Consider the following 20,374-nt stretch of genomic DNA (forward strand, 5'->3'; position numbering starts at 1 on the left):
GGAGGATCGTCGATGACCCAGCCGGCGGAAGACGAGCCGGGAAACGTCGTGAACTCGGCCTCGGTCAGCGGCGACGTGACCGGGAACATCGTCCAGATCGGAGACGTCGCGGGCAGCTTCCACTACGGTGCGCGCGGCATCGCCAAGTCGTGGTACCGGGGGACCGTCCGTGAAGTGGCACCGGATCACCTCAAGGGGCGGGAAACCGAGCTGGCCGAGCTGGAACGGTTCTGCCGGGAATCCGATCCGGCGCCGTCCTACGCGTGGTGGCGAGCCGACGCCTGGAGCGGCAAGACCGCTCTCATGGCGTCGTTCGTGCTCGATCCACCCGAAGAGGTCCGGCTGGTCGCGTTCTTCATCTCGGCGCGGGACGCGGAATCCGACAATCGAACGGGCTTCCTGGCTGCCGTGATCCCGCAGCTGGCGGAGGTGCTGGGTATCCCGGAGCCGGAGAAGGCCTGCGCCTCTGACTTCCCGGGACTGCTGGACGCGGCCGCGGAAGCCAGTGCGAAGGGCGGTCGACGGCTGATCCTGGTCGTGGACGGGCTCGACGAGGACCGGGCAGCAGGCGGGGCCGGGAGCATCGCGGCCCTGCTGCCCCGACGGCCAGCCCACGGCATGCGGGTGATCGTCAGCGGGCGGTCGAGTCCCGGTATTCCCCCTGTACTCCACCAGCACCACCCCCTCCGTGACGCCGCGATCGTCCGCGAACTCGCACCCTCCCCCGCGGCATCCGCGGTCCGGCAGGACAAGGAACGCGATCTCGACCGGCTTCTCCATGCGGAGGCGGGCGAAGCCCGGGATACGCTGGGCTTGCTGGTCGCTGCCCGAGGCGGGCTCAGCCGTGACGACCTGGTCGAACTCATCGGCCGAGGGAGCGCCCTACCTGCACCGGACGACGGTGTCGCTTCCGGAATCGGTGGGCCAGACCAGGTGGAGTCGCGCGTCCGCGCGATCTTGAACAGTGTCGGAAGCAGGGTGTTCAGCCGCCGCGAGGCTCGCTGCAACCCCGGTTCGGCTCCGGAAATCTATCTGCTGGGCCACGAGGGACTCCAAGACGAAGCGGTGCTCCGGTTCGGCGAAGAGGCTCTTCAGGCTTATCGGGACCGGATTACCGCCTGGGCCGATGGATACCGCGACCAAGGCTGGCCCGTGTCCACGCCTCAGTTCCTCCTCCTGGGCTATCCCAGGCTTCTGCAGGACGCCGGGCAACTCGAGCGGCTGGTCGAGTGCGTCACAGACCTGGCACGGCAGGAACGCTTGCTGGAGGTTTCCGGTGGTGAAGCCTCGGCCCAGGCCGAGATCGCGGCGGCCCACGCGGCGGTCTCCGCGTCGGCTCGGCCCGATGTGGTGAGCCTCGTCAAGCTGGCCGTGCATCGTGCCGATCTCGGTGCGCGGAACGCCCGGACTCCGGCGCGGTTGCCCGCACTGTGGGCCCGACTGGGCAAGTTCGACCGTGCGGAGGCGCTCGCGCGCTCGATCTCCGCGCGGGAGCGGAGGATCGATGCGGTATGCGAGCTGGCTCAGGCTTTGGCCCGGGTCGGACAGGTGGATCGTGCCGAGCGGATAGTGGCCGAGGTCGTCGATGAAAAGCGGTATTCGTATGTCAGACGGCGCCTTATCAGTGAAGTCGCGGCCTGCGGTGATATCGCGCGGGCCCGGGCGATGGCCGAAGCCATCGAAAACGCGGGCTGGCGAAGCCGGGCGCTGCTGACTTTGTCGACGGACGGTCCGGAGAGCGAGCCCGCCTCGATGCTGGCTGCCGCCGACGGGATAGCCGACGGCGATGCCAGGCTCAGCGCACGGTTCTTCGTGGCCGGCCGGTTGGTCGAGCGAGGGGAAATCGATCGCGCAGTCGAACTGTCGAATACCTTCGATCCGGTGTTTCGCGCGGAGGTGGTCGAGCGGGCCGCGCGCCGTCTCTTGCGAGAGGGTGATGCGAAAGCGGCGTACGATCTTGCGGCATCGGAGGGGGCTTTCACGCAAAGAATCCTTGCCCGGCTGGAGCTGGAAGACCTGGCCCGCACCGACCTCCAAGCCGCCAGCGCCAAAGTGTCCGGGGTGGGTGACTCGAATCGTCGCGAGCAGCTGGTCTACGAGCTCATCAGAATCGCCATCGACGCAGGTCGCATCGATTGCGCCGAATCGCTCATCGGCTCCACGTCGTCCACTTATGGCAGGCGCGGGTTGTCTTTGGTGCTCGAGTCGGTCGCTGCGCGCGAGGGGTACGAGCGGGCGATGGAACTGCTGAGGAAGAAGTTCGGACAGCCGGGAGTCCGCGTCGGTCCGGAGACTCGCGCGGCTGCTTTGACCGCGCTCGCCGAAGGCGTGTTGAAGTTCGGCGACATCGACACCGCGAAGAACCTCGCTTCGCGGGCGGAATCCGCCGCGCGCCGCCCGGGTGACGACTATCGGCACAACGACACGTTCCGGAGCATTGTCGATTTCGTCGTTGCCGCGAACGACGTGCCTGCCGCCGAGCGGCTCGCCCGGATCTTGATCGCCTCCGGCGTGGAGCGGCACGACTTTCCACAGATCGCAAGGCTGCTGGCGAATTCGGGCGACGTGAATCTGGCCGAGCAGGTGGTCGTTCGGCTCGACCGAGCCTCCGAGCTGGCGGAGGCGATGGCGACGCTGCTGCGCCGCCATCGTGCTGCCGGGGCATGGGAGGAGGTGCGCCGCATCGCCGATCAGGTCGGCGAACGCGTGGCCGAGATCCATTCCGAGAGTTTTGCTGCCACTCGTCTGGTCGACTTCTATTGTGCGGCCGGCCTTCCGGATCAGGCGCTCGGGTTCGCCGAAAAGATCGAGGACTCCCATGATCGCCGGCTTGCCTACAGTGCCGTGATCGGGGAATTGTGCGCCGTGGGCCGGATCGAGCGCGCGATCGCGATCGTGCGGGACAGCGGCAACGACGAGGTGTTCGCCTTTAGGCTGGTCGAACCACTGGCCGAGGCGATGGGGGCCGCCGGTTACGGCGATGGCCTCGATGTGCTGGCGAGCTTGGGCGTCGAACCGCATGCGGTCGCCGGCGCGGCCTTCCTCGAACGATTGGCTCAACGCGACCTGGAACGCGCACTGGACCTCGTGAGCTCGTCACTCCGGGCCTACAGCAGAAGTTCGGTGCTGCTGGCGATGGCCCGCCGGTTGGCCGAACCCGCGCGATCCCGGATCCTCGCGGAGGTGGCGCAATCGAGCGAATGGCCGTCGGTGTTGCCGGCGCTTTCGCCGGAGGAGTATCCCGGCGTCACGGAGATCGTCGGGCAGTTCATCCGCCTGCAGGAAGTGCGAGTGGGTCTGGGGCCGGAAGACGGCTGACCGGCGTGAAAGCGTTACGCCGGACGGCGGCTGTGCGGTGCGTGGTCAGGCAATTACTTTCGAGGGGTTGTGTCGCCTTTGCGACGATTCACTTCTGCGGAAGGTGGGGCGTCTTGAAGCACACGAAACTCCGGGCCGCGGTGGTCACCGCCGTCCTCTCCGTTGCGTTCGCCCTGGTCGGCGCGCCCGCACAAGCGGCAAAACCCTTCTGGACGCCCGATGCCATGCGGGCGGCCGTCCCCATGGACTCCCTCGTCAAAGCTCCGGCCGCAACGCCGAAGGACGTGGCCAAGGGGCGGAGCCAAATCATCCAAAGCATCCCGAACGGCGGTGGGCCCTGGACCGGCGGCGGCAAGGTCACCCAGACCGCCGGGCGCGTGTTCTTCCTCTTCAACGGCCAGAAAGCGTCCTGCTCCGGGGACGCCGTCACCAGCGCCAACGGCAGCGTGGTCGTCACCGCCGGGCACTGCGTGAAGTACCAGGGGACCTGGCACACCCAATGGGTCTTCGTCCCCGGCTACGACAACGGCAACGCCCCCTACGGCCAGTGGACGGCTAAGACCACCCTCACCACGCCGCAGTGGGAAGCCAGTGAGGACATCAACTACGACGTCGGCATGGCCGTCGTCAACCCGCTGAACTCGCAGCGGCTCACCGATGTCGTCGGCGCGCAGGGCATCGCCTTCAACCAGCCGAAGAACCAGAACATGTACACCTTCGGCTACCCGGCCGCCGCGCCCTACGACGGCACGAAGCTGATCTACTGCAGCGGCGGCACCTTCACCGACTTCCTGCTGACCCAGGACCACGGCATGCAGTGCCACATGACCGGCGGCTCCAGCGGCGGACCGTGGTTCCTGTCGTTCAACGAAGGCACCGGCGCCGGCGTGCAGGCCTCGGTCAACAGCTTCGGCTACAACTTCCTGCCGGGCTACATGTTCGGGCCGTACTTCGGCACCGACGCGCAGAACCTGTACAACCGCGCGCAAGCCGCGTGACCCCACGTCAGCCCAGGGGCGGAGCCGGTGGTCCGGTCCCTGGGCTGACGTCCGCGCGGGCCCGCCGCGGCAGGCTCGGGGCATGCGGAAAACCCTGATCGCCCTGGCGTTCCTGCCCCTGCTCGCCGCACCTCCCGCGGAGGCGGCCCCGAAACTGCAGTGGACGGCTCGCTGCCCGGACTACGGCATGTCGCCGTCCCCGACCGCCGGCCTCGAATGCGCCACCCTGCGCGTGCCGCTCGACTACGCGCACCCGGACCGCACCATCGAGCTCACGATCTCCCGCCACCAGGGCAAACCCGGCAAGCGCCGTGGCGTGCTGCTGATGAACCCCGGCGGGCCGGGCAGTCCCGGGCTCGCCATGCCCGCTCAGCTGCAGCAGCGCATGGGCGGCTCCGGCCTGCCGGACGCCTACGACGTCATCGGCTTCGACCCCCGCGGCACCACCTACAGCACGCCCGTAACGTGCGGCATGACGACTCCGGAGGAACGCGGCGCCGTGCTCGGCCCGTACGCGGACGGGCCGCGGGACGTCGTCGCCACCGCCGCGAAAGCGCGTGCCGTGGCCGGAAAGTGCGGCGCTGCGTCCACAAAGGACCTGCTGCCGCACATGACGACCGCGAACACCGCCCGCGACCTCGACCGGATCCGGGAAGCGCTGGGGGAGAAGAAGATCTCCTACTACGGCGTCTCCTACGGCAGCTACCTCGGCGCCGCCTACGCGTCGATGTTCCCCGGCCGCACGGACCGGATCGTGCTCGACAGCGTCCTCGGCCCGCGCGGCCTCGACGTCCGCGCCAACCAGCGCTTCGCCGAAGGGTTCGAAGACCGCTTCCCGGACTTCGCCGCGTGGGCGGCCCAGCGCGACGACGACTACCACCTGGGGCGGACCCCGGCGGCGGTGACGGCGAAGTTCTTCGAGCTCGCCGCCGTCCGCGGGCCGGAATTCCGGTCCGACACGTGGAGCGGGCTGTACGACGATGCGTTCTTCCCGGCCGTGGCCGGGGAATGGGCGGGCACCGCGCGCGCCGCGGCCGGGCCGCTCGACGGCGACAACCGCGCCGCGCTGCAGCTGCAGGTGCTCTGCAACGACGCCGACTGGCCCGCGCAACTCGGCTTCTACCAGCGGGCGGTCGAACGCGAACGGGCGCGGCACCCGATGTTCGGCCCGGCCGCGGCGAACGTGAACCCGTGCGCGTTCTGGCCCGTCGAGCGCACGGAGCCGCCGGTGCGCGTCGGCGGCCCCGGTCCGGCGAACGTCCTGCTGGTGCAGAACCTGCGCGACCCGGCGACCCCGCTGTCCGGCGCGCGCGAGACGCGGGCGGCGTTCGGGGCCCGCGCGCGGATGGTGACCGTCGACGCCGGCGGGCACGGCGTCTTCACGCGGGAAAATGCGTGCGGAAACGACGTGGTGCTGGGCTACCTGCGTGATGGCGTGTTCCCCGCGACCGACGGTTCCTGCCGGTCCGGAGGGTGAGAGCCACGCCGGTGGCCAACCGGGCGAAGCGGCGTGCGGCGCGAACCTTATCCTGGTCTGCGTGAACTGGACTGTGGACGTCCCCGTCGACACACTGCCCGAGCTGCCGCCGCTGCCGCCCGAACTGCGGACGCGGCTCGACAAGGCGCTGGCGCTGCCCGCCGCGCAGCAGCCGGAGTGGCCCGACCCCGAGGCGACCCGGCGGGTCCGCGGCGTGCTGGAGAGTGTGCCGCCGATCACCGTCCCGGCCGAGATCGACCGGCTGAAGAGCCGGCTGGCGATGGTCGCCCGCGGCGAGGCCTTCCTCCTGCAGGGCGGTGACTGCGCGGAGACGTTCGAGTCCAACACCGAGCCGCACATCCGCGCCAACCTGCGCACGCTGCTGCAGATGGCCGTCGTGCTCACCTACGGCGCCAGCCTGCCGGTGGTCAAGGTCGGCCGGATCGCCGGCCAGTACGCGAAGCCGCGCTCGGCCGCGACGGACGCACTGGGCCTGCCGGTGTACCGCGGCGACATCATCAACTCCCTGGTCGCCAAGCCCGAGCTCCGCGTGCCGGACCCCGGCCGGATGATCCGCGCCTACGCGAACGCGGGCGCCGCGATGAACCTGGTCCGCGCCCTCACCGGCGCCGGCATGGCCGACCTGCACCAGGTGCACGACTGGAACAAGGACTTCGTCTCGGCGTCGCCGGCGGCGCAGCGCTTCGAGGCGCTGGCCAACGAGATCGACCGCGGCCTGCGGTTCATGAGCGCCTGCGGCGTCACGGACACCTCGCTGCAGTCCACCGAGATCTTCGCCAGCCACGAGGCGCTCCTGCTCGACTACGAGCGCTCGATGCTGCGGCTCGACCAGGCCGACGCCACCAACCCGAAGCTCTACAACCTCTCGTCGCACTTCCTCTGGGTCGGTGAGCGGACCCGCCAGCTGGACGGCGCGCACATCGCGTTCGCCGAGCTGCTGGCCAACCCGATCGGGTTGAAGATCGGCCCGACCACCACGCCGGAGCAGGCGCTGGAATACGTCGAGCGGCTCGACCCGCGCTCCGAGCCGGGCCGGCTGACGCTCATCGCGCGGATGGGCAACGGCAAGGTCCGCGAGGTGCTGCCGGCGATCGTGGAGAAGGTCGAGGCGTCCGGGCACAAGGTCATCTGGCAGTGCGACCCGATGCACGGCAACACCCACGAGTCCTCCACCGGCTACAAGACCCGCCACTTCGACCGGATCGTCGACGAGGTCCAGGGCTTCTTCGAGGTGCACAACAAGCTGGGCACCTACCCCGGCGGCATCCACGTCGAGCTGACCGGCGAGGACGTCACCGAGTGCCTGGGCGGGGCGCAGGAGATCTCGGACGTCGACCTGTCCGGCCGCTACGAGACCGCCTGCGACCCGCGGCTGAACACGCAGCAGTCGCTGGAGCTGGCGTTCCTGGTCGCGGAGATGCTCCGCGGCTGAGGCCGCTCACGCCCCGGCGCCGCCGTCGACCGGCACGATCGCGCCGGTCACCATGGACGCGCGGTCGCTGAGCAGCCAGGCCGCCGCCTCGGCGACCTCGCGGGGTTCGGCCATGCGGCCGAGCGGGATCGAGGCGTTGATCTGCTCGACGATCCCGGGGGTCGCGGCTTCCCACGTGTCGATCATCTCCGTCGCGGTGCCGCCGGGGGTGAGGCCGTTGACCCGGATGCCGTGCGGCGCCCAGGTCACGGCCGCGGTCTCGGTGAGGCTGTTCAGCGCCCGCTTCATGGCGCCGTAGGCGGGCAGGGCGGGGTTGGCGCGGCGGCTGCCGATGCTGGACGTGTTGACGATCGCCCCGCCGCCGCTGCGGCGCATGAGCGCGGCCTCGGCGGTCATGGCGGTCCAGTGCGCGCGGAAGTTCACCGCGAACTGCTCGTCGATCTCTTCTTCGGCGGTGGTCTCCAGCGGACCGGGCTGCTGGATGGCCGCCCCGTTGTTGAACGCGCCGTCCAGGCGGCCGTGCCGCTGCTCGACGTGGTCGACGGCGGCCCGGATGCTCGCGGGAACGGCCAGGTCCAGCGCGACGGCGTCGGCGGTGCCGCCCGCGTCGCGGATCTCGCCGGCGATGCGCTCGAGCGACTCCGTGCCGCGCGAGGCCAGCACGACGGCGGCGCCTTCGCGGGCGAAGAGGTGGGCCGCGGCCGCACCGATGCCGCGGCTGGCGCCGGTGATGAGCACGACCTTGCCGGTGAGCAGGCCGATGGAGGGGAATTCGCTGGTGTTCGTCATGCCTTCGACGCTGCCCCGGTCCGCGGCCGGGAGACAGGCATCATCCGTACCAGGATCGGGCACTGCAGGCGTCGCATACTGAAGGTATGGACAAGCAGGAGCTCGGGGCGTTCCTCCGCAGCCGTCGTGAGCGGCTGCGGCCGCCGGACGTCGGCCTGCCCGCCGGGCCGCGCCGGCGAACGCCGGGCCTGCGCCGCGAAGAGGTCGCGGTGCTCGCGCACATCTCCACCGAGTACTACGTCCGCCTCGAGCAGGGCCGGGCGCCGCGCCCGTCGGGCGAAGTCCTGGCCGGGATCGCCGGTGCGCTGCGGCTGACCGACGCCGAATCCGAGCACCTGCACGTCCTGGCGGGCACCGCGCCGATCCGGAGCGGCCTGCACCGCCGTGACGTGCGTCCCAGCATCCTGGCACTGCTGCAGCGGCTGCCGCAGACGGCCGCCTTCGTCATCTCCGCCACGTTCGAGGTGCTGGCCTGGAACGCCCTCGCGGCGGCGCTCATGGAGGACTTCGCCGAGGCCACGCCCGAGGGGCGCAACCTCGCCCGCAAGGCGTTCCTCGGGCCGGCCGAGCCGCCGTACGGGATCTCCGACGCCGCCGAGTTCCGGCTCACCGTCGTCATGGAACTGCGCACCGCCCTGGCCCGCTACCCCGCGGACCCGGCGGTGCGCGGGCTCGTCGACGAACTGCGCGCGGGCAGCGCGGACTTCGCCCGGCTGTGGGAGCGCCACGACGTGCAGGCGACGCCGGTGCTCACCAAGACCTTCCGGCACCCGGCCGTGGGGGAGGTGACCGTCGACTGCGACTCCCTCGCCCTGCCGGAAAGCGACCAGCACCTCGTGCTCTACACGGCGCCGCCGGGCTCCCGCGGGGCCGAGGCGCTGGCGTTCCTGGAAGTGGTCGGGCCGGCGGGCGTCACACCCTGACGAGCACCGTCAGGAGGCGTCGAGCAGCCGGGCCGCGGACTTCAGGACCGCGTCGCGCAGCGAGCCGACGTCCGGCACCGCCGCGCCGTTGGCCTGCAGTCCGATGTGGACCGAATCCCGGTACGTCGCGACCGCGATGCCGACCGCGTGGCGCGGGGCCAGCGGCACGAACGGGTAGACCTCCGCCATCCGGGCGCCGTCGAGGGACAGCCGGGCCGGGGGCACCGGGACCGTGGTGATCACCAGGTCGAACAGCATCGGCGCGGCCTGGCCCGCCGTGCGGGTGCCCAGGCGGTGCAGCAGCGACGGGACGCGGTCGGCCAGCAGCGGCAGCGCGCCGGCGCCGCGGCTCGGGCCCGCCGCCTTGTTGCGGGTCATCGCCCGGCGGACCACCCGCAGTCGCTCGATCGGGTCGTCTTCGCCGACCGGCAGGTCGCACAGGTACCCCGAAAGCTTGTTGCCGCCGAGCTGCTCACCCGCACGTCCCCGCACGCTCACCGGGATCAGCGCGCGCAGCGTGCGGCCGTCGGCGCGCTGCCCGCGGTTCACCAGCCACTCGCGCAGGGCCCCCGCCAGCACCGCCAGCACGACGTCGTTGGTCGTCCCGCCGTGGGCGCGGCGCACCCGGCGCAGCTCGGCCAGCGGCAGCCGGACGAACCCGAGGCGCCGCTCGGCCGACGGCGGTGCCGACACCGGCGAGAGCGGCGGGCGCGCGGCCCGCACCAGCGACGACGCGATCCCGGCCGCCTCGTTCGCCTGGCCCCACGCCGTGCCCAGCGCGCTCTTCACCGTGTCCAAAGTGGAGCGCGGCGCGGGGATCGAGCGGGCCGGCGCGGAACCGGGTTCCGGCAGCTCGACGCCGTCGAGCAGCCCGGCCGCGACCGCGTACGCGCCGGCGCCGTCGGTCAGCGCGTGGTGCAGTTTCAGCAGCAGCGCGAACTTCCCGTCCGGCAGCCCGGTGACCAGGGTCAGGTCCCACAGCGGCCGGGACGTGTCGAGCGGCTCGGCGATCCACCGCGACGCGTAGGCGGAAAGGGGGTCCGGCTCGTACAGCGAACTCAACACCACGTGGTGAATGTGTTCGGCGGCAACAAAACCCGGGTCTTCGGACCAGCTGGCCGAGCCCGGCGGGAACAGTTCCGTGCGCGCCCGCTGGCGCAGCTTCGGCAGCCGGGCGGCCCGCTGCGCGAGCAACGCCGTCAGCGCGGCCGGGTCCACCGGGCCGCGGGCGGTGAAGGTGACCACCGCTCCCATGTGCATCGGAGAGGTTTCGCTTTCCAGGCAAAGGAAAGCGACATCGAGTGCGCTGAGCGGCGAGCCTGCCATGGGCGACCTTTCCGGGTTCGCGGGGGGCGCACGGCCACGTGCGTCGGAAGGGAAGGAACCCACTGCACCAGCCCGACGTGACGGCCGGGTGGTCGAAGTGTTTCCACGACGCTAACTACCCACCCCGTTCATCCATTCGAGATACCCCGGGCCGCAGTGCCCGGGCTCACAGAACGAGAAACGGATTCATTCCCCCGGCGCGGGCCGGGGTTCTTCCGGCCGGGCGACCGGCGTCCCCCAGTCGGGGGTGAGCGCGACCTGCTTGCCGACGCGGCGCACCGGCAGGCCGTTCACCTGCCGGCGGCCGAGGCCCGGCCAGATTTCCGCGGCGTCCTTCGCCGCCGAGCGGATCGCGCCGCCGTCGAGCGTCGTGCGGGTTTCCGGGATTTCCCGGTCCGCCCACTGCACGACCAGCTTCAGCGGGCCGGCCGAGGGCAGCGGCCACAGGAACACCTCGTGGTCGACGGCGAACCGCGTGCCGCCGACCGGCTGGGCCCGCAGCACCGGGGCCTCGGGTTCGGACGCGGACGGCACCGAGATCGTCTCGGAGCTCGCCCGGCTGCCGTCGGCGTAGAGCACGCCGATCAGCAGCCCGTTGTAGTCGGGCTTGCGCCGGTGGTCGATCAGTCCCTCGGCGGGGTCGTCGACCAGGCTGTCCCGCGAGTACACCGTGACGCGCAGTGTCAGCGCCTCCGGCCACACCTCGATGGCCCGCAGCGCGACCACCGTGCGTTCGGAGCGGCCCAGCGGCTGCGCCCACGGCAGCACGGCCGGGACGATGTGCTCGCGCGGGGGATCGGTCCAGTGCCGTCCGCTGAACGCGTAAAGCTCCTGCTCCGGAACGGGGAACAGGGGACGCTCACGGGGACCGCCGGTGAAGAAGCTCATCGGACGGCCCGCGACGCACGGTCCGGCACCATGCGCCCACGGTAGGACAAGCGAGCGGGAATTTCCGCCCCCGAACGGGGGTACGGCCCCCGCGGCCCGTGATCCGGGACACAGAGGCCGTATACCGAGAGTAACCGATCAGTCGCTCAGCTTCAGTTCGCCGTTGCGCCGGGCGGGCTCGTCGAGCTCCTTCTCGGCCGGCTTGCCCATGGCGTCCATCAGCTGCCGGGCCAGGCCGAGGCCGGTCCCGCCGAGCGACAGCGCCTTGGCGAACATGTCGGACATGCCGTCGGCGCCGTTGAGCACGACCATGTGGTCGATGTTGCCGAACGCGCTCGCGCCCGCCTCGACGATCTCCGGCCAGCGTTCGGCCAGCTGCTGCGCGACGACGGCTTCCTGGTTCTCCGCCAGCGCCGCCGCCCGCGCCTTGATGGCGTCCGCTTCGGCGAGGCCCTTCGCCCGGGCCGCCTCGGCTTCCGCGAGGCCGCGGGCCTTGGTCGCCTCGGCTTCGGCCATGCCGCGGGCCTTCGCGGCTTCCGCCTCGGCCAGCCCGGTCGCCCGGGTGGCGCCCGCGGCGACCTCGGCGCGGATCTTCGTCGCCTGCGCCTCCGCCTCGGCGGCGGTCTTGACGCGGGTCGCGTCCGCGGCGGCCCGCAGCTCGGTCTCCCGGGCCTCGGCCTGGGCCTTGGCGATCGAAGCGTCCCGGGCGGCGTCGGCCGCGGTCCGCGTGTCGTACGCCTTCGCGTCGGCCGGCTTGCGGACCTGCGACTGCAGCCGCTGCTCGGCCAGCGCCGCCTCCAGCTCGGCCGCGCGGGTCTCCTGGACGACGACCTCCTGGCGCGCGGACGCCTCGGCCAGCGGCCCGGCCTGGCTCGCCTTGGCGCGCGCTTCGTCCACCTCGGCCTGGTAGCCGGCCTGGTGGATCTGGCTCTCGCGGACCGCGGCCGCCTTCTTGGCGGCGGCGATCTGCTCGGCCTCGGCGGCCTCCTGGTCGCGCTGCGCCTCGGCGATGCGCGCCGACGCGGCGACCGCGGCGGCGTGCGGCTTGCCGAGGTTCAGGATGTAGCCGGTCTCGTCGTCGATCTCCTGGATCTGCAGCGAGTCGACGATCAGTCCCAGCTTGATCATCTCGTTCGCCGAGGACTGCCGGACCTCGCCGGTCAGCGCCTCGCGGTTGTGGATCATGTCCTCCAGCGTCAGCCCGCCGACGATCGAGCGCAGGTGCCCGGAGAACAGCTCGTGGATCGTGTCGTTCATGCTCTTCTGCTGGTCCAGGAACCGGCGGGCGGCGTTGGCGATCGAGGCGAAGTCGTCCCCGACCTTGTAGATGACGACGGCCCGCACGGTGACCGGCAGGCCCTGCTTGGTCACGCAGGAGACCTGCAGGTTGACACCGCGGGTGTCCAGCGACAGCCGCCGCGCGGTCTGGAACCCGGGGATGACGTTCACCCCGCGGCCGGTGATGATCTTGAACCCCAGGCTGTCCGCGGTGTCCGCGCGGTCGACGCGGACCCCCAGCCCGGAGATGATCAGCGCTTCGTTCGGCTCGGCGACCTTGTAGAGCAGCCGCAGGATCCCGAAGACGACGATCAGCACGGCGATGACGCCACCGGCGGAAACCAGCACGATTTCCACGAGGCTCATGGCACCGACCCCCTAGCTCTGTTCTGTTGTGGTGTGGTGCCTCTTCCACGCCGTCAGCGGCTCAGGGGTTGCCACCGTTCCACGTAAACCGTGCGCGGGGGTTCGAAGTCGACCACCAGCACCTGCGTTCCCGACTTGAACGTCTCCTCCGGGTCGGCCGGATACGCGTAGAACGCCTCCGTGCCGCCCCGGACGTTCAGGAGCACCTCGCCGATCAGGCCGGGGCCGATCGTGCCCGTGACGCGGCCGCGGCTGCCGATCATCCCCCGAAGCCCTTGAGCTTGACCTTGGAGTTCTTCGCCACGAACGTGCCCGGCGCCGGGTCCTGCTGGAAGACGAAGTCGAACCCGCCACCGCCGCCGTTGCCGCGGCCCCGGCCGCCGTCGCGGTCGGCCTTCAGGCCGGCCTGCTCCAGGATCTTCTGGGCGTCCTCGAACGAGCGGAACCGGACGTCCGGCACCTGGACGGCGTTGTTGACGAACACGCCGATCCGCTTGGCCTTCGGCTGCGCGTTGGCCGGCGGGTCAGTGCGGGTGACCGCGCCGCCCGGGACCTCCTGCTTGAACTCCTCGCCCGCCTGGAACGGCTCGAACCCGGCCTGCTGCAGCAGGCCGAACGCCTCGTCCTTGGGCCGGCCCGTGACGTCCGGGACCGGTGGCAGCGGGATCGGGCCCTTCGACACGATGATCGTGACCTGGCCGCCGATGGTCAGCTGGCTGCCCGCCGCCGGCGTCGTGCGGATGACCGCGCCCTGCGGGACTTCGGCGTCGAAGTCGTCGGTTCCGCGGACCGGTGTCAGCTGGGCCGCCTTGATCGCCTGCTGGGCGTCGGGCAGCGCGGTGCCCGGCCGGATGTCCGGCACCTGCGGGCGGCCCTTCGACAGCACGACCGAGACGTTCGCGTTCGGCGAGAGCGGCGTGCCCTCGGCCGGGTCGGCGCGCAGCACGGTGTTCGACGGCGCCGTGTTGTCGTACTCCTGGCTGAACGTCGGGTTCAGCTTCACCGCCCGCAGCGCGTCCCCGGCCGCGGCCTGGTTCAGCCCGACGAGCCTCGGCACCCGCGCGGTCTTGTCGCCGCCGGTGTCGGTGAGGATGAAGGCGAACGCCCCGATCAGCCCGCCGAGCAGCAGCACCGCGGCCGCGATCACGAGGATCCGCTTGCGGTTGCCCTGCGGCTTCTCCGGCTCGGGCGCGCTGCGCCGCCGCGGTGGCGGCGGGGTGAGCGACGGCGCGGCCGCCGGGAGCGGGGGAGCGGTGTGGCTCAGTGCCCGTGTCGCGTTCGGACGGTGCACCGGCATCGTCTTCTGGGTGTCCGGCACCTGCGGGATCCGCGGCAGCGTGCGCTCGGTGTCGGCGAGGTCGCCCTGGCCGTGGGACACCGGGATCGGCACGGTCACCGGCAGCAGCCCCAGCTGGGCGCGCACCGCGGTGAGCTCGGTGAGGAACTCGCCGGCGTCGGCCGGGCGCAGCTGCGGGTCCCGCCGGGTCGCGCGCACGACCAGGTCGTCGAGCGCCGGCGGCAGGTCCGGGCGCAGCAGGCTCGGCCGCGGCACGTCGTCGTTCACGTGCCGGTAGGCCACCGAGATCGCGGTGTCCCCGGTGTAGGGCACCTGGCCGGTCAGCATTTCGTACAGCAGGATCCCGGCCGAGTAGACGTCGCCGCGCGAAGACGCCGCGCCGGTGGCGACCTGCTCGGGGGAGAGGTAGGCGACCGTGCCGAGGATGACGCTCGAGCTGGTCGTGCCCGCGCTCGCCACGGCCCGGACCAGGCCGAAGTCCGCGACCTTCACCGCCCCGCCGGTCTGCTGCCCGACCCGGCCGATCAGCACGTTCTCCGGCTTCACGTCCCGGTGCACCAGCCCGGCCCGGTGCGCGGCGGCCAGCGCCGACAGCACGGGCTCGGCGACGCTCAGCGCCAGCGCGACGTCCAGCGAGCCGTGGTCGTCCAGCAGGTCGCGCAGCGTCCCGCCGTCGACCAGCTCCATCACCAGGAACGCCAGGCCCGACTCCGCGCCCGGTGGCAGGTCGAAGCCCTGGTCGTGCACCGCCACCACGTGCGGGTGGTGCAGCTGCGCCGCGGACTGCGCCTCGCGCACGAACCGGTCCACGAACGACCGGTCGTCGGCGAAGCGCGGGTCCATGATCTTGATCGCGACCGGACGGTCCAGCCGGGTGTCCGTCCCCCGATAGACGGAAGACATTCCGCCGTGGGCGAGCAGCCGGTCCACCCGGTAGCGCCGCTCCAAAAGCGTGCCGACCAGGCTGGGTTGGGTGCGTGTCACGAGTATGGATCGTACGGAACCGCGCACGCCTCGTGGAGGAGACCTCGCGGGTCACCCATGCGCACTAGCGGGCGAGGGGACGGAATGTGGCACAGTGTCACCTGTGAGTGGGATTCCTGTCGCCGAAGACATCCTCGACACCGCCATCGCGGTCCTTCCGCTGCCGGAGGTGGCGACCGTCCTCGGGACCTCGACCAACAAGGTCCGGCAGATGCTGCGCGACGGGCAGCTGATCGCGGTCCGGCGCCGCGGCGAACTGTGCGTGCCCGGTGACTTCTTCGTGAAGGACGGTGTCGTCAAGGGGCTGACCGGCACGATCACCGTGCTCGCCGACTCCGGGTACTCCCGGACCGAGATGCTGCGGTGGCTGTTCACCGCGGACGACACGCTGCCCGGGAGCACGCCCATCAACGCGCTGCGGACCAGCCACGGCACCGAGGTCAAGCGGCGCGCTCAGGCCATGGCGTTCTGACCTGCGGAAAGAAGTGATTGCCGCGAGCAGCTGAACGGCCGCCGCGGTCAGCAGGCACCCCGGGAGCGACCACGCCGCGAGGGGGCCGGCCAGCGCCGCTCCCGCGGCCAGCCCGGTGATCTTCACGCTCGCCGCGGTCGTGAACACCTGCGCGCGGACGTGGTCCGGTGCTTCGCGGTGGCGGATCGCGAACAACGCCGTGAGCTGCGGACCTTCGGCGAAGCCGGCCAGCACGGCCGCGACGACGACACCGTGCCCACTCGCCGCGACGAGGCAGCTCGCCGCCAACAGGAGCGTGCTCAGCCGGACGATCCGGTCGGGCGCCCACGGCAGCGGTTTCTTCGCAAGGATCGCGTTGGCCAGCAGCGAAGCGACGGCCAGGACGGTCAGCAGCAGCGCACCGTCCGCCGGGCCGCGCAGGTGCGCCGCGCCCAGCAAGGGGTAACACACGGTCACCATGCCGATCCCGGCGCAGGAAACCGTCGAGGCGGCGGTCGCCCGCCGCAGCGGCGCGTTGCGGACCAGAACCCTGAAGCCGTCCTTGAGGCGGGTCTTCACGGGTGACCGCTTCGGCAGCGACCACGCCACCGGGACCGCCGCGGCGACCAGGCCGACCGCGACCACGAGGCCGGCCGGACCGCCGAGGAGCCCGGCCAGGCCGGGCCCGGCGAGCGCGGCGGCGGTGAACGTCATCGCGTCGAGGCGGCTCGCCTTCGGCAGGGCTGCCCCGGCGACCGCGGGCAGCTGCGCGGTCCAGCCGCCGGCGACGGCGGGGTTGAGCAGGCCGGTCACGACCGCCACGGCGACGACGGCTGCCAGCGGCAGGCGGCCGAACAGCGCGATGACCAGCGCGATCCCGCTCGCGTAGCCGCCGAGGGCGACGGCGAGCAGCCGTCCCGGGGTCGCGCTGCGGTCCAGCAGGGCGCCGAACACCGGGCCGCCCACGGCGGCGGCCGCGGTCAGCCCGGCGAGCAGGGCCGCGCCGGCGTGCGGGCCCGCGGTCATCCCGAGCAGCAGCAGTGCGGGCCCGGACAGCTCATCGCCGGTCCGGGCGAGCGTGGCGCCGACGAGGTAACGTCTTATCACCGACAAGACGTTACAATGGGGCATGGCCTTTCCGCACCGGGATTCCGTGCAGCGCGCGGTGGACCTGTTGATCGTGTTGCTGGTCCCGGCCCCCGACCCGGCCGCGGTCGCCCGGGTCCTGCGCGAACACGGCGAACCGGAGCCGACGCTGTCGCCGGAGGACGTCGCGGAACTGCGCGCGACGGCGCTGGAGCTGCGCGAAGTCTTCGCGGCGCGTGACGTCGCTTCGGCGGCTTCGGTGCTCAACGCGTTGTTCGCGGCGTACGCGGGCCCACCCCGCCTGACCGACCACGAGGAGGGCTACGGCTGGCACCTGCACGCGGACCCGGCCGACGACGGGCCGTGGGGCGCCTGGCTGGTGACGTCGTCGGCGCTGGGGCTGGCGGCACTGCTGGCGGAGCGCCAGGACGTCCCGGGCGGCTTGTGCGCGTCACCGGCGTGCGGGAAGCCGTTCGCCCACACGGGCGGCGGTAGCCCGCGGAGGTATTGCTCGTCCCGGTGCGCGACGCGCGAACGCGTCGCCGCGCACCGGGCACGCGGGTGAAACTCAGCCCTGGTTCTTCTCGCGCCAGGCGATCCACTTCTCGAGCGCGCCCAGGTCGTAGTCCGGGCCGCCCACGCCGACGGTGAACGTCGTGACGCCCAGCTCCAGGAGCTTCGGGCCCAGCTCGTCCGGCTCGCCCTGGACGCCGCAGGAACGCTCGATCTCGGCCGGGTCGCGGCCGACGTCCGCGCAGTGCCGGTCGAGGATCTTGACCTTGCGGCCGACGACCTCCGGGTCGCCGAAGCCGTGCCAGATGTCGGCGTGCTTGGCCACCAGCTTGAGCGTCTTCTTTTCGCCGCCGCCGCCGATCAGGACCGGGATCTTGCGGGTCGGCGCCGGGTTCAGCTTGCCGAGGCGCGACTCGATGCGCGGGAGCGACTCGGCGAGGTCGTCGAGCCGGCCGCCCGCGGTGCCGAACTCGTAGCCGTACTCGTCGTAGTCCTTCTCGAACCAGCCGGAGCCGATGCCGAGGATGAGCCGCCCGCCGGAGATGTGGTCGACCGTGCGGGCCATGTCGGCGAGCAGCTCGGGGTTGCGGTAGCTGTTGCAGGTGACGAGCGCGCCGATCTCCACCCGGGACGTCGACTCCGCCCACGCGCCGAGCATCGTCCAGCACTCGAAGTGCATGCCTTCGGGGTCGCCGTAGAGCGGGTAGAAGTGGTCCCAGTTGAAAACGATGTCGGCGCCGAGGTCTTCGGCGGCCGACGCGGTGCGACGGATGCTGTCGTAGTCGGCGTGCTGCGGCTGGAGCTGCAGGCCGATCCGGATGCGTCGTTCGGTCATGATCGCAGCCTACGACCGCGGTCGAGCGTCTCGCGCGCCCAGACCGTGGCCAAGGGTGGCAGCGCCACCACCAGCCTGCGCCGCTTCGGCACCACGGCCCGCCGCGTCAGGATGTCGTAGTCCGCGGCCACGATCTCGTCCAGGATGCCCTCGTACAGCGTCAACGCCGTCCGCGCGCACGGCCGCGATTCGGGACGCAGCAACGCCACGCCCGCTTCGGCCCGCCGGTACACCGCCCGGGTCCGCGCGACGAAGTACGCCATCGCCGCCCGGATCCGCGGGTCCGGCCGCCGCTCCTCCAGCAACGAGCGCGAGACGCCGAACGCCGCGAGTTCCGACGAAGGCAGGTACAGCCGGCCCCGGTCGAGGTCTTCGCCGACGTCGCGCAGGAAGTTCGTCAGCTGGAACGCCTCACCCAGCGCGATCGCGCCCGGGACCGCGTCCGCCACGGCGCCGACCGTGCCGAACACCGGCAGCATCTGCAGCCCGATCACCGCGGCCGAGCCGTACATGTACTCGCCCAGCTCGGCGAACGTCCGGTACTCGACCGGCGAGAGGTCCATCCGCATCGACTTCAGGAACGCGTCGAACAACTCACGCGAGAGGCCGTAGCGCCGCACGGTGTCCGACAACGCCAGCAGCACCGGATCGTCCGGGGTTCCGCCCGCGAAGACGACGTCGACCCTCTCGCCGACCCGGTCGAGCGAAGCCGCCGGATCGGTGCCCGGCGCCGGGTTGTCGACCAGTTCGTCGGCCATCCGCGCGAACCCGTACAGCGCGTGCGCGGCCGGCCGGGCCCGGGACGGCAGCAGCCGCGTCGCGAGGAAGAACGTGCGCCCGTAGTGGGCGTTGATGCGGCGGCACTCGGTGTAGGCGGCGCGCAGGGCCGGTTCGGTGATGCCCGCCGCGTCGAGTTCGTTCACCGGCCGGTGATCCTTTCCGCCGCCAGTCGTCCGGAGATGAGCACCGGCGGGATGCCGACGCCGGGGGTGGTGCCGCAACCGGCCAGCACGACGTTCCCGGCCGCGCGGACCAGGTTCGCCGGCCGGAACGGACCGGTCTGGCCGAATGTGTGCGCGAGCGAGAACGGCGTCCCGGCCGTGAGGCCGCGCGCCGCCCAGTCCGCCGGGGTGATCGTCTCGTCGACGGTGAACTCACCGCCGAAGCCGGTCAGCCCGCGCGCCTCCAGCGTGCGAAGCAGCTCTTCGCGGTACGGCCCGCGGATGCGGTCCCAGTCGATCGGGCCGCGACGCAGGTTCGGCGCGGGCGCGAGCACCGAGACGATCTCGCCGCCGTGCCCGGCCAGCCCCGGGTCGGTCGCCGTCGGCCGCGTGACCAGCAGCGACGGGTCGCTCATCAGCTTGCCCTCGCGGATGATCTCGGCGAACGTCCGCTCCCAGGCGCCGCCGAAGAAGATCGTGTGGTGGCCGAGGTCCCACTTCTCGCCCGTCCGCCCGTGCAGCACCACCGCGGACGGCGAGTAGCGCAGCGGCAACGGGCGCCGCGGCCGCGCGCCGAGCAGCCGGTAGGCCGTGCCCAGCTCGGTGGCCAGCACCACGGCGTCGCAGGCGATCCGCTCGCCCGAGCGCGTCCGGACCGCGCGCACCCGCGAATGCACCCGTTCGAGCCACGCGGCTTCGGTGCCGAACCGCACGTCCGCGCCCGCCCGCGCGGCGGCCCCGGTCATCGCGCGGCCGATCTCGCCCATCCCGCCTTCGGGGTAGTAGACGCCACCGACGGTGTCCATGTAGGCGATGACGCCGTACGCGCCGATCGCGCGAGCCGGATCGAGGCCCGCGTAGAGCGCCTGGAAGGTGAACAACCGCCGGACCCGCTCGTCCCGCAGGTAGCGGGCGACGCGGGGGCCGAGCCTGCCGAACCCGCCCAGCGCGCCGAGCTCCGCCAGCTCGGGGCGGGCCAGGTCGAGCGGCGAGTCGAAGTTCGCCGCCAGGAAGTGGTCCTTCTGCACGGCGTACAGCTCGGTCAGCCAGCGGCGCAGCGCCCGGTAGCCGGCCGCTTCGCGGGCGCCGGCGAAGGCGCGGATTTCGGCCTCCATCGCGTCGCCGTCCGTGCGCAGCGCCAGCGAGCTGCCGTCGGCGAACCGCGCCCGGTACGCCGGGTCGAGCCGGGTCAGCCGCAGGTTCTTGGCCAGGGGCTCGCCGACCGCGGCGAACGCCTCTTCGAGGAGCTCCGGCATGGTGAGCACGCTCGCGCCGGTGTCCACGGCGTTGCCGTCGAAGTTCTGCTGCCCGGCCCGCCCGCCCGGGACGTCCGCCTGTTCCAGCAGCGTGACCTGCCGCCCCGCGCCGAGCAGGTGCAGCGTCGCCGAGAGCCCGGCCAGCCCGGCCCCGATGACGACGACGTGGTCGGCCGGACCGTCGATCGTCCGCAC

At 72.0% G+C, this 20,374-nt stretch carries 17 protein-coding genes; 8 read left to right on the forward strand and 9 right to left on the reverse strand.

Annotation, left to right across the window (positions count from 1 at the left end; translation table 11 throughout):
- The first annotated feature begins 12 nt into the window (after positions 1-12).
- The 4 genes from ISP_RS12265 to ISP_RS12280 all read left to right on the forward strand — a co-directional run bounded on the left by ISP_RS12265 (position 13) and on the right by ISP_RS12280 (position 7,246).
- Entirely contained in the window at positions 13-3,318 is a 3,306-nt protein-coding gene (locus ISP_RS12265; RefSeq protein ID WP_013224182.1) for a hypothetical protein, read from the forward strand.
- A 113-nt stretch (positions 3,319-3,431) separates the two neighbouring features.
- Positions 3,432-4,316 (forward strand): trypsin-like serine peptidase, encoded by an 885-nt coding sequence (locus tag ISP_RS12270; RefSeq protein WP_013224183.1) that lies wholly within the window; start codon positions 3,432-3,434, stop codon positions 4,314-4,316.
- A gap of 82 nt (positions 4,317-4,398) precedes the next feature.
- On the forward strand, positions 4,399-5,793 hold the full coding sequence (locus ISP_RS12275) for an alpha/beta hydrolase (RefSeq protein ID WP_013224184.1): 1,395 nt from the start codon (positions 4,399-4,401) through the stop codon (positions 5,791-5,793).
- A gap of 61 nt (positions 5,794-5,854) precedes the next feature.
- Entirely contained in the window at positions 5,855-7,246 is a 1,392-nt protein-coding gene (locus ISP_RS12280; protein ID WP_034284317.1) for a class II 3-deoxy-7-phosphoheptulonate synthase, read from the forward strand.
- A gap of 6 nt (positions 7,247-7,252) precedes the next feature.
- Here the strand turns inward: ISP_RS12280 and ISP_RS12285 are convergent, their stop codons facing one another.
- The gene (locus tag ISP_RS12285; RefSeq protein ID WP_013224186.1) at positions 7,253-8,035 is read right to left on the reverse strand and encodes an SDR family NAD(P)-dependent oxidoreductase; all 783 of its coding nucleotides are present in this window, start codon (positions 8,033-8,035) and stop codon (positions 7,253-7,255) included.
- Positions 8,036-8,121: 86 nt separating this feature from the next.
- Here ISP_RS12285 and ISP_RS12290 point away from each other — a divergent pair, with 86 nt between their 5' ends.
- Positions 8,122-8,958, forward strand: a complete 837-nt coding sequence (locus tag ISP_RS12290; RefSeq protein WP_013224187.1) for a helix-turn-helix transcriptional regulator — start codon at positions 8,122-8,124, stop codon at positions 8,956-8,958.
- Positions 8,959-8,967: 9 nt separating this feature from the next.
- Here ISP_RS12290 and ISP_RS12295 read toward each other — a convergent pair whose 3' ends face one another.
- The 5 genes from ISP_RS12295 to pknB all read right to left on the reverse strand — a co-directional run bounded on the left by ISP_RS12295 (position 8,968) and on the right by pknB (position 15,097).
- A complete protein-coding gene (locus ISP_RS12295) occupies positions 8,968-10,284 on the reverse strand; it encodes a wax ester/triacylglycerol synthase family O-acyltransferase (RefSeq protein ID WP_071831483.1) in 1,317 nt (438 codons plus the stop codon).
- Between the two features lie 186 nt (positions 10,285-10,470).
- A complete protein-coding gene (locus ISP_RS12300) occupies positions 10,471-11,172 on the reverse strand; it encodes a hypothetical protein (RefSeq protein WP_013224189.1) in 702 nt (233 codons plus the stop codon).
- Positions 11,173-11,310: 138 nt separating this feature from the next.
- Positions 11,311-12,816, reverse strand: coding sequence for an SPFH domain-containing protein (locus ISP_RS12305; RefSeq protein WP_013224190.1), 1,506 nt, complete (start codon positions 12,814-12,816; stop codon positions 11,311-11,313).
- Between the two features lie 53 nt (positions 12,817-12,869).
- Positions 12,870-13,079, reverse strand: coding sequence for a hypothetical protein (locus ISP_RS12310; protein WP_013224191.1), 210 nt, complete (start codon positions 13,077-13,079; stop codon positions 12,870-12,872).
- Positions 13,076-15,097 carry a Stk1 family PASTA domain-containing Ser/Thr kinase gene (gene pknB, locus ISP_RS12315; protein ID WP_013224192.1) on the reverse strand — a complete coding sequence of 674 codons (2,022 nt, stop codon included), beginning with the start codon at positions 15,095-15,097 and terminating at the stop codon, positions 13,076-13,078. The genes ISP_RS12310 and pknB overlap by 4 nt, the downstream gene beginning before the upstream one ends.
- Positions 15,098-15,200: 103 nt before the next feature.
- Between pknB and ISP_RS12320 the strand changes: the two genes are divergently transcribed.
- The 3 genes from ISP_RS12320 to ISP_RS12330 all read left to right on the forward strand — a co-directional run bounded on the left by ISP_RS12320 (position 15,201) and on the right by ISP_RS12330 (position 17,199).
- On the forward strand, positions 15,201-15,569 hold the full coding sequence (locus ISP_RS12320) for an Rv2175c family DNA-binding protein (protein WP_014466804.1): 369 nt from the start codon (positions 15,201-15,203) through the stop codon (positions 15,567-15,569).
- Positions 15,570-16,026: 457 nt separating this feature from the next.
- The gene (locus ISP_RS12325) at positions 16,027-16,437 is read left to right on the forward strand and encodes a hypothetical protein (protein ID WP_230468769.1); all 411 of its coding nucleotides are present in this window, start codon (positions 16,027-16,029) and stop codon (positions 16,435-16,437) included.
- A 240-nt stretch (positions 16,438-16,677) separates the two neighbouring features.
- A complete protein-coding gene (locus ISP_RS12330; RefSeq protein ID WP_013224194.1) occupies positions 16,678-17,199 on the forward strand; it encodes a CGNR zinc finger domain-containing protein in 522 nt (173 codons plus the stop codon).
- A 3-nt stretch (positions 17,200-17,202) separates the two neighbouring features.
- Here the strand turns inward: ISP_RS12330 and ISP_RS12335 are convergent, their stop codons facing one another.
- From ISP_RS12335 to crtI, 3 genes are read right to left on the reverse strand one after another with little or no spacing between them, the layout of a single operon-like run.
- Positions 17,203-17,982: an LLM class F420-dependent oxidoreductase gene (locus tag ISP_RS12335; RefSeq protein WP_013224195.1), complete on the reverse strand. Its 780-nt coding sequence runs from the start codon at positions 17,980-17,982 to the stop codon at positions 17,203-17,205.
- Positions 17,979-18,905 carry a phytoene/squalene synthase family protein gene (locus ISP_RS12340; protein ID WP_013224196.1) on the reverse strand — a complete coding sequence of 309 codons (927 nt, stop codon included), beginning with the start codon at positions 18,903-18,905 and terminating at the stop codon, positions 17,979-17,981. The genes ISP_RS12335 and ISP_RS12340 overlap by 4 nt, the downstream gene beginning before the upstream one ends.
- Positions 18,902-20,374, reverse strand: a complete 1,473-nt coding sequence (gene crtI / locus ISP_RS12345; protein ID WP_013224197.1) for a phytoene desaturase family protein — start codon at positions 20,372-20,374, stop codon at positions 18,902-18,904. The genes ISP_RS12340 and crtI overlap by 4 nt, the downstream gene beginning before the upstream one ends.

The sequence above is a fragment of the Amycolatopsis mediterranei genome (assembly GCF_026017845.1).
In the GTDB taxonomy this organism is placed as follows: domain Bacteria; phylum Actinomycetota; class Actinomycetes; order Mycobacteriales; family Pseudonocardiaceae; genus Amycolatopsis; species Amycolatopsis mediterranei.

Coding starts and splice junctions, on each gene's coding strand:
- ISP_RS12295 (WP_071831483.1), bottom strand. CDS start 10,284: ATGGCAGGCTCGCCGCTCAGCGCACTCGATGTCGCTTTCCTTTGCCTG.
- ISP_RS12285 (WP_013224186.1), bottom strand. CDS start 8,035: ATGACGAACACCAGCGAATTCCCCTCCATCGGCCTGCTCACCGGCAAG.
- ISP_RS12330 (WP_013224194.1), top strand. CDS start 16,678: ATGGCCTTTCCGCACCGGGATTCCGTGCAGCGCGCGGTGGACCTGTTG.
- ISP_RS12335 (WP_013224195.1), bottom strand. CDS start 17,982: ATGACCGAACGACGCATCCGGATCGGCCTGCAGCTCCAGCCGCAGCAC.
- ISP_RS12265 (WP_013224182.1), top strand. CDS start 13: ATGACCCAGCCGGCGGAAGACGAGCCGGGAAACGTCGTGAACTCGGCC.
- ISP_RS12290 (WP_013224187.1), top strand. CDS start 8,122: ATGGACAAGCAGGAGCTCGGGGCGTTCCTCCGCAGCCGTCGTGAGCGG.
- ISP_RS12275 (WP_013224184.1), top strand. CDS start 4,399: ATGCGGAAAACCCTGATCGCCCTGGCGTTCCTGCCCCTGCTCGCCGCA.
- ISP_RS12325 (WP_230468769.1), top strand. CDS start 16,027: ATGCCGATCCCGGCGCAGGAAACCGTCGAGGCGGCGGTCGCCCGCCGC.
- ISP_RS12300 (WP_013224189.1), bottom strand. CDS start 11,172: ATGAGCTTCTTCACCGGCGGTCCCCGTGAGCGTCCCCTGTTCCCCGTT.
- ISP_RS12305 (WP_013224190.1), bottom strand. CDS start 12,816: ATGAGCCTCGTGGAAATCGTGCTGGTTTCCGCCGGTGGCGTCATCGCC.
- ISP_RS12310 (WP_013224191.1), bottom strand. CDS start 13,079: ATGATCGGCAGCCGCGGCCGCGTCACGGGCACGATCGGCCCCGGCCTG.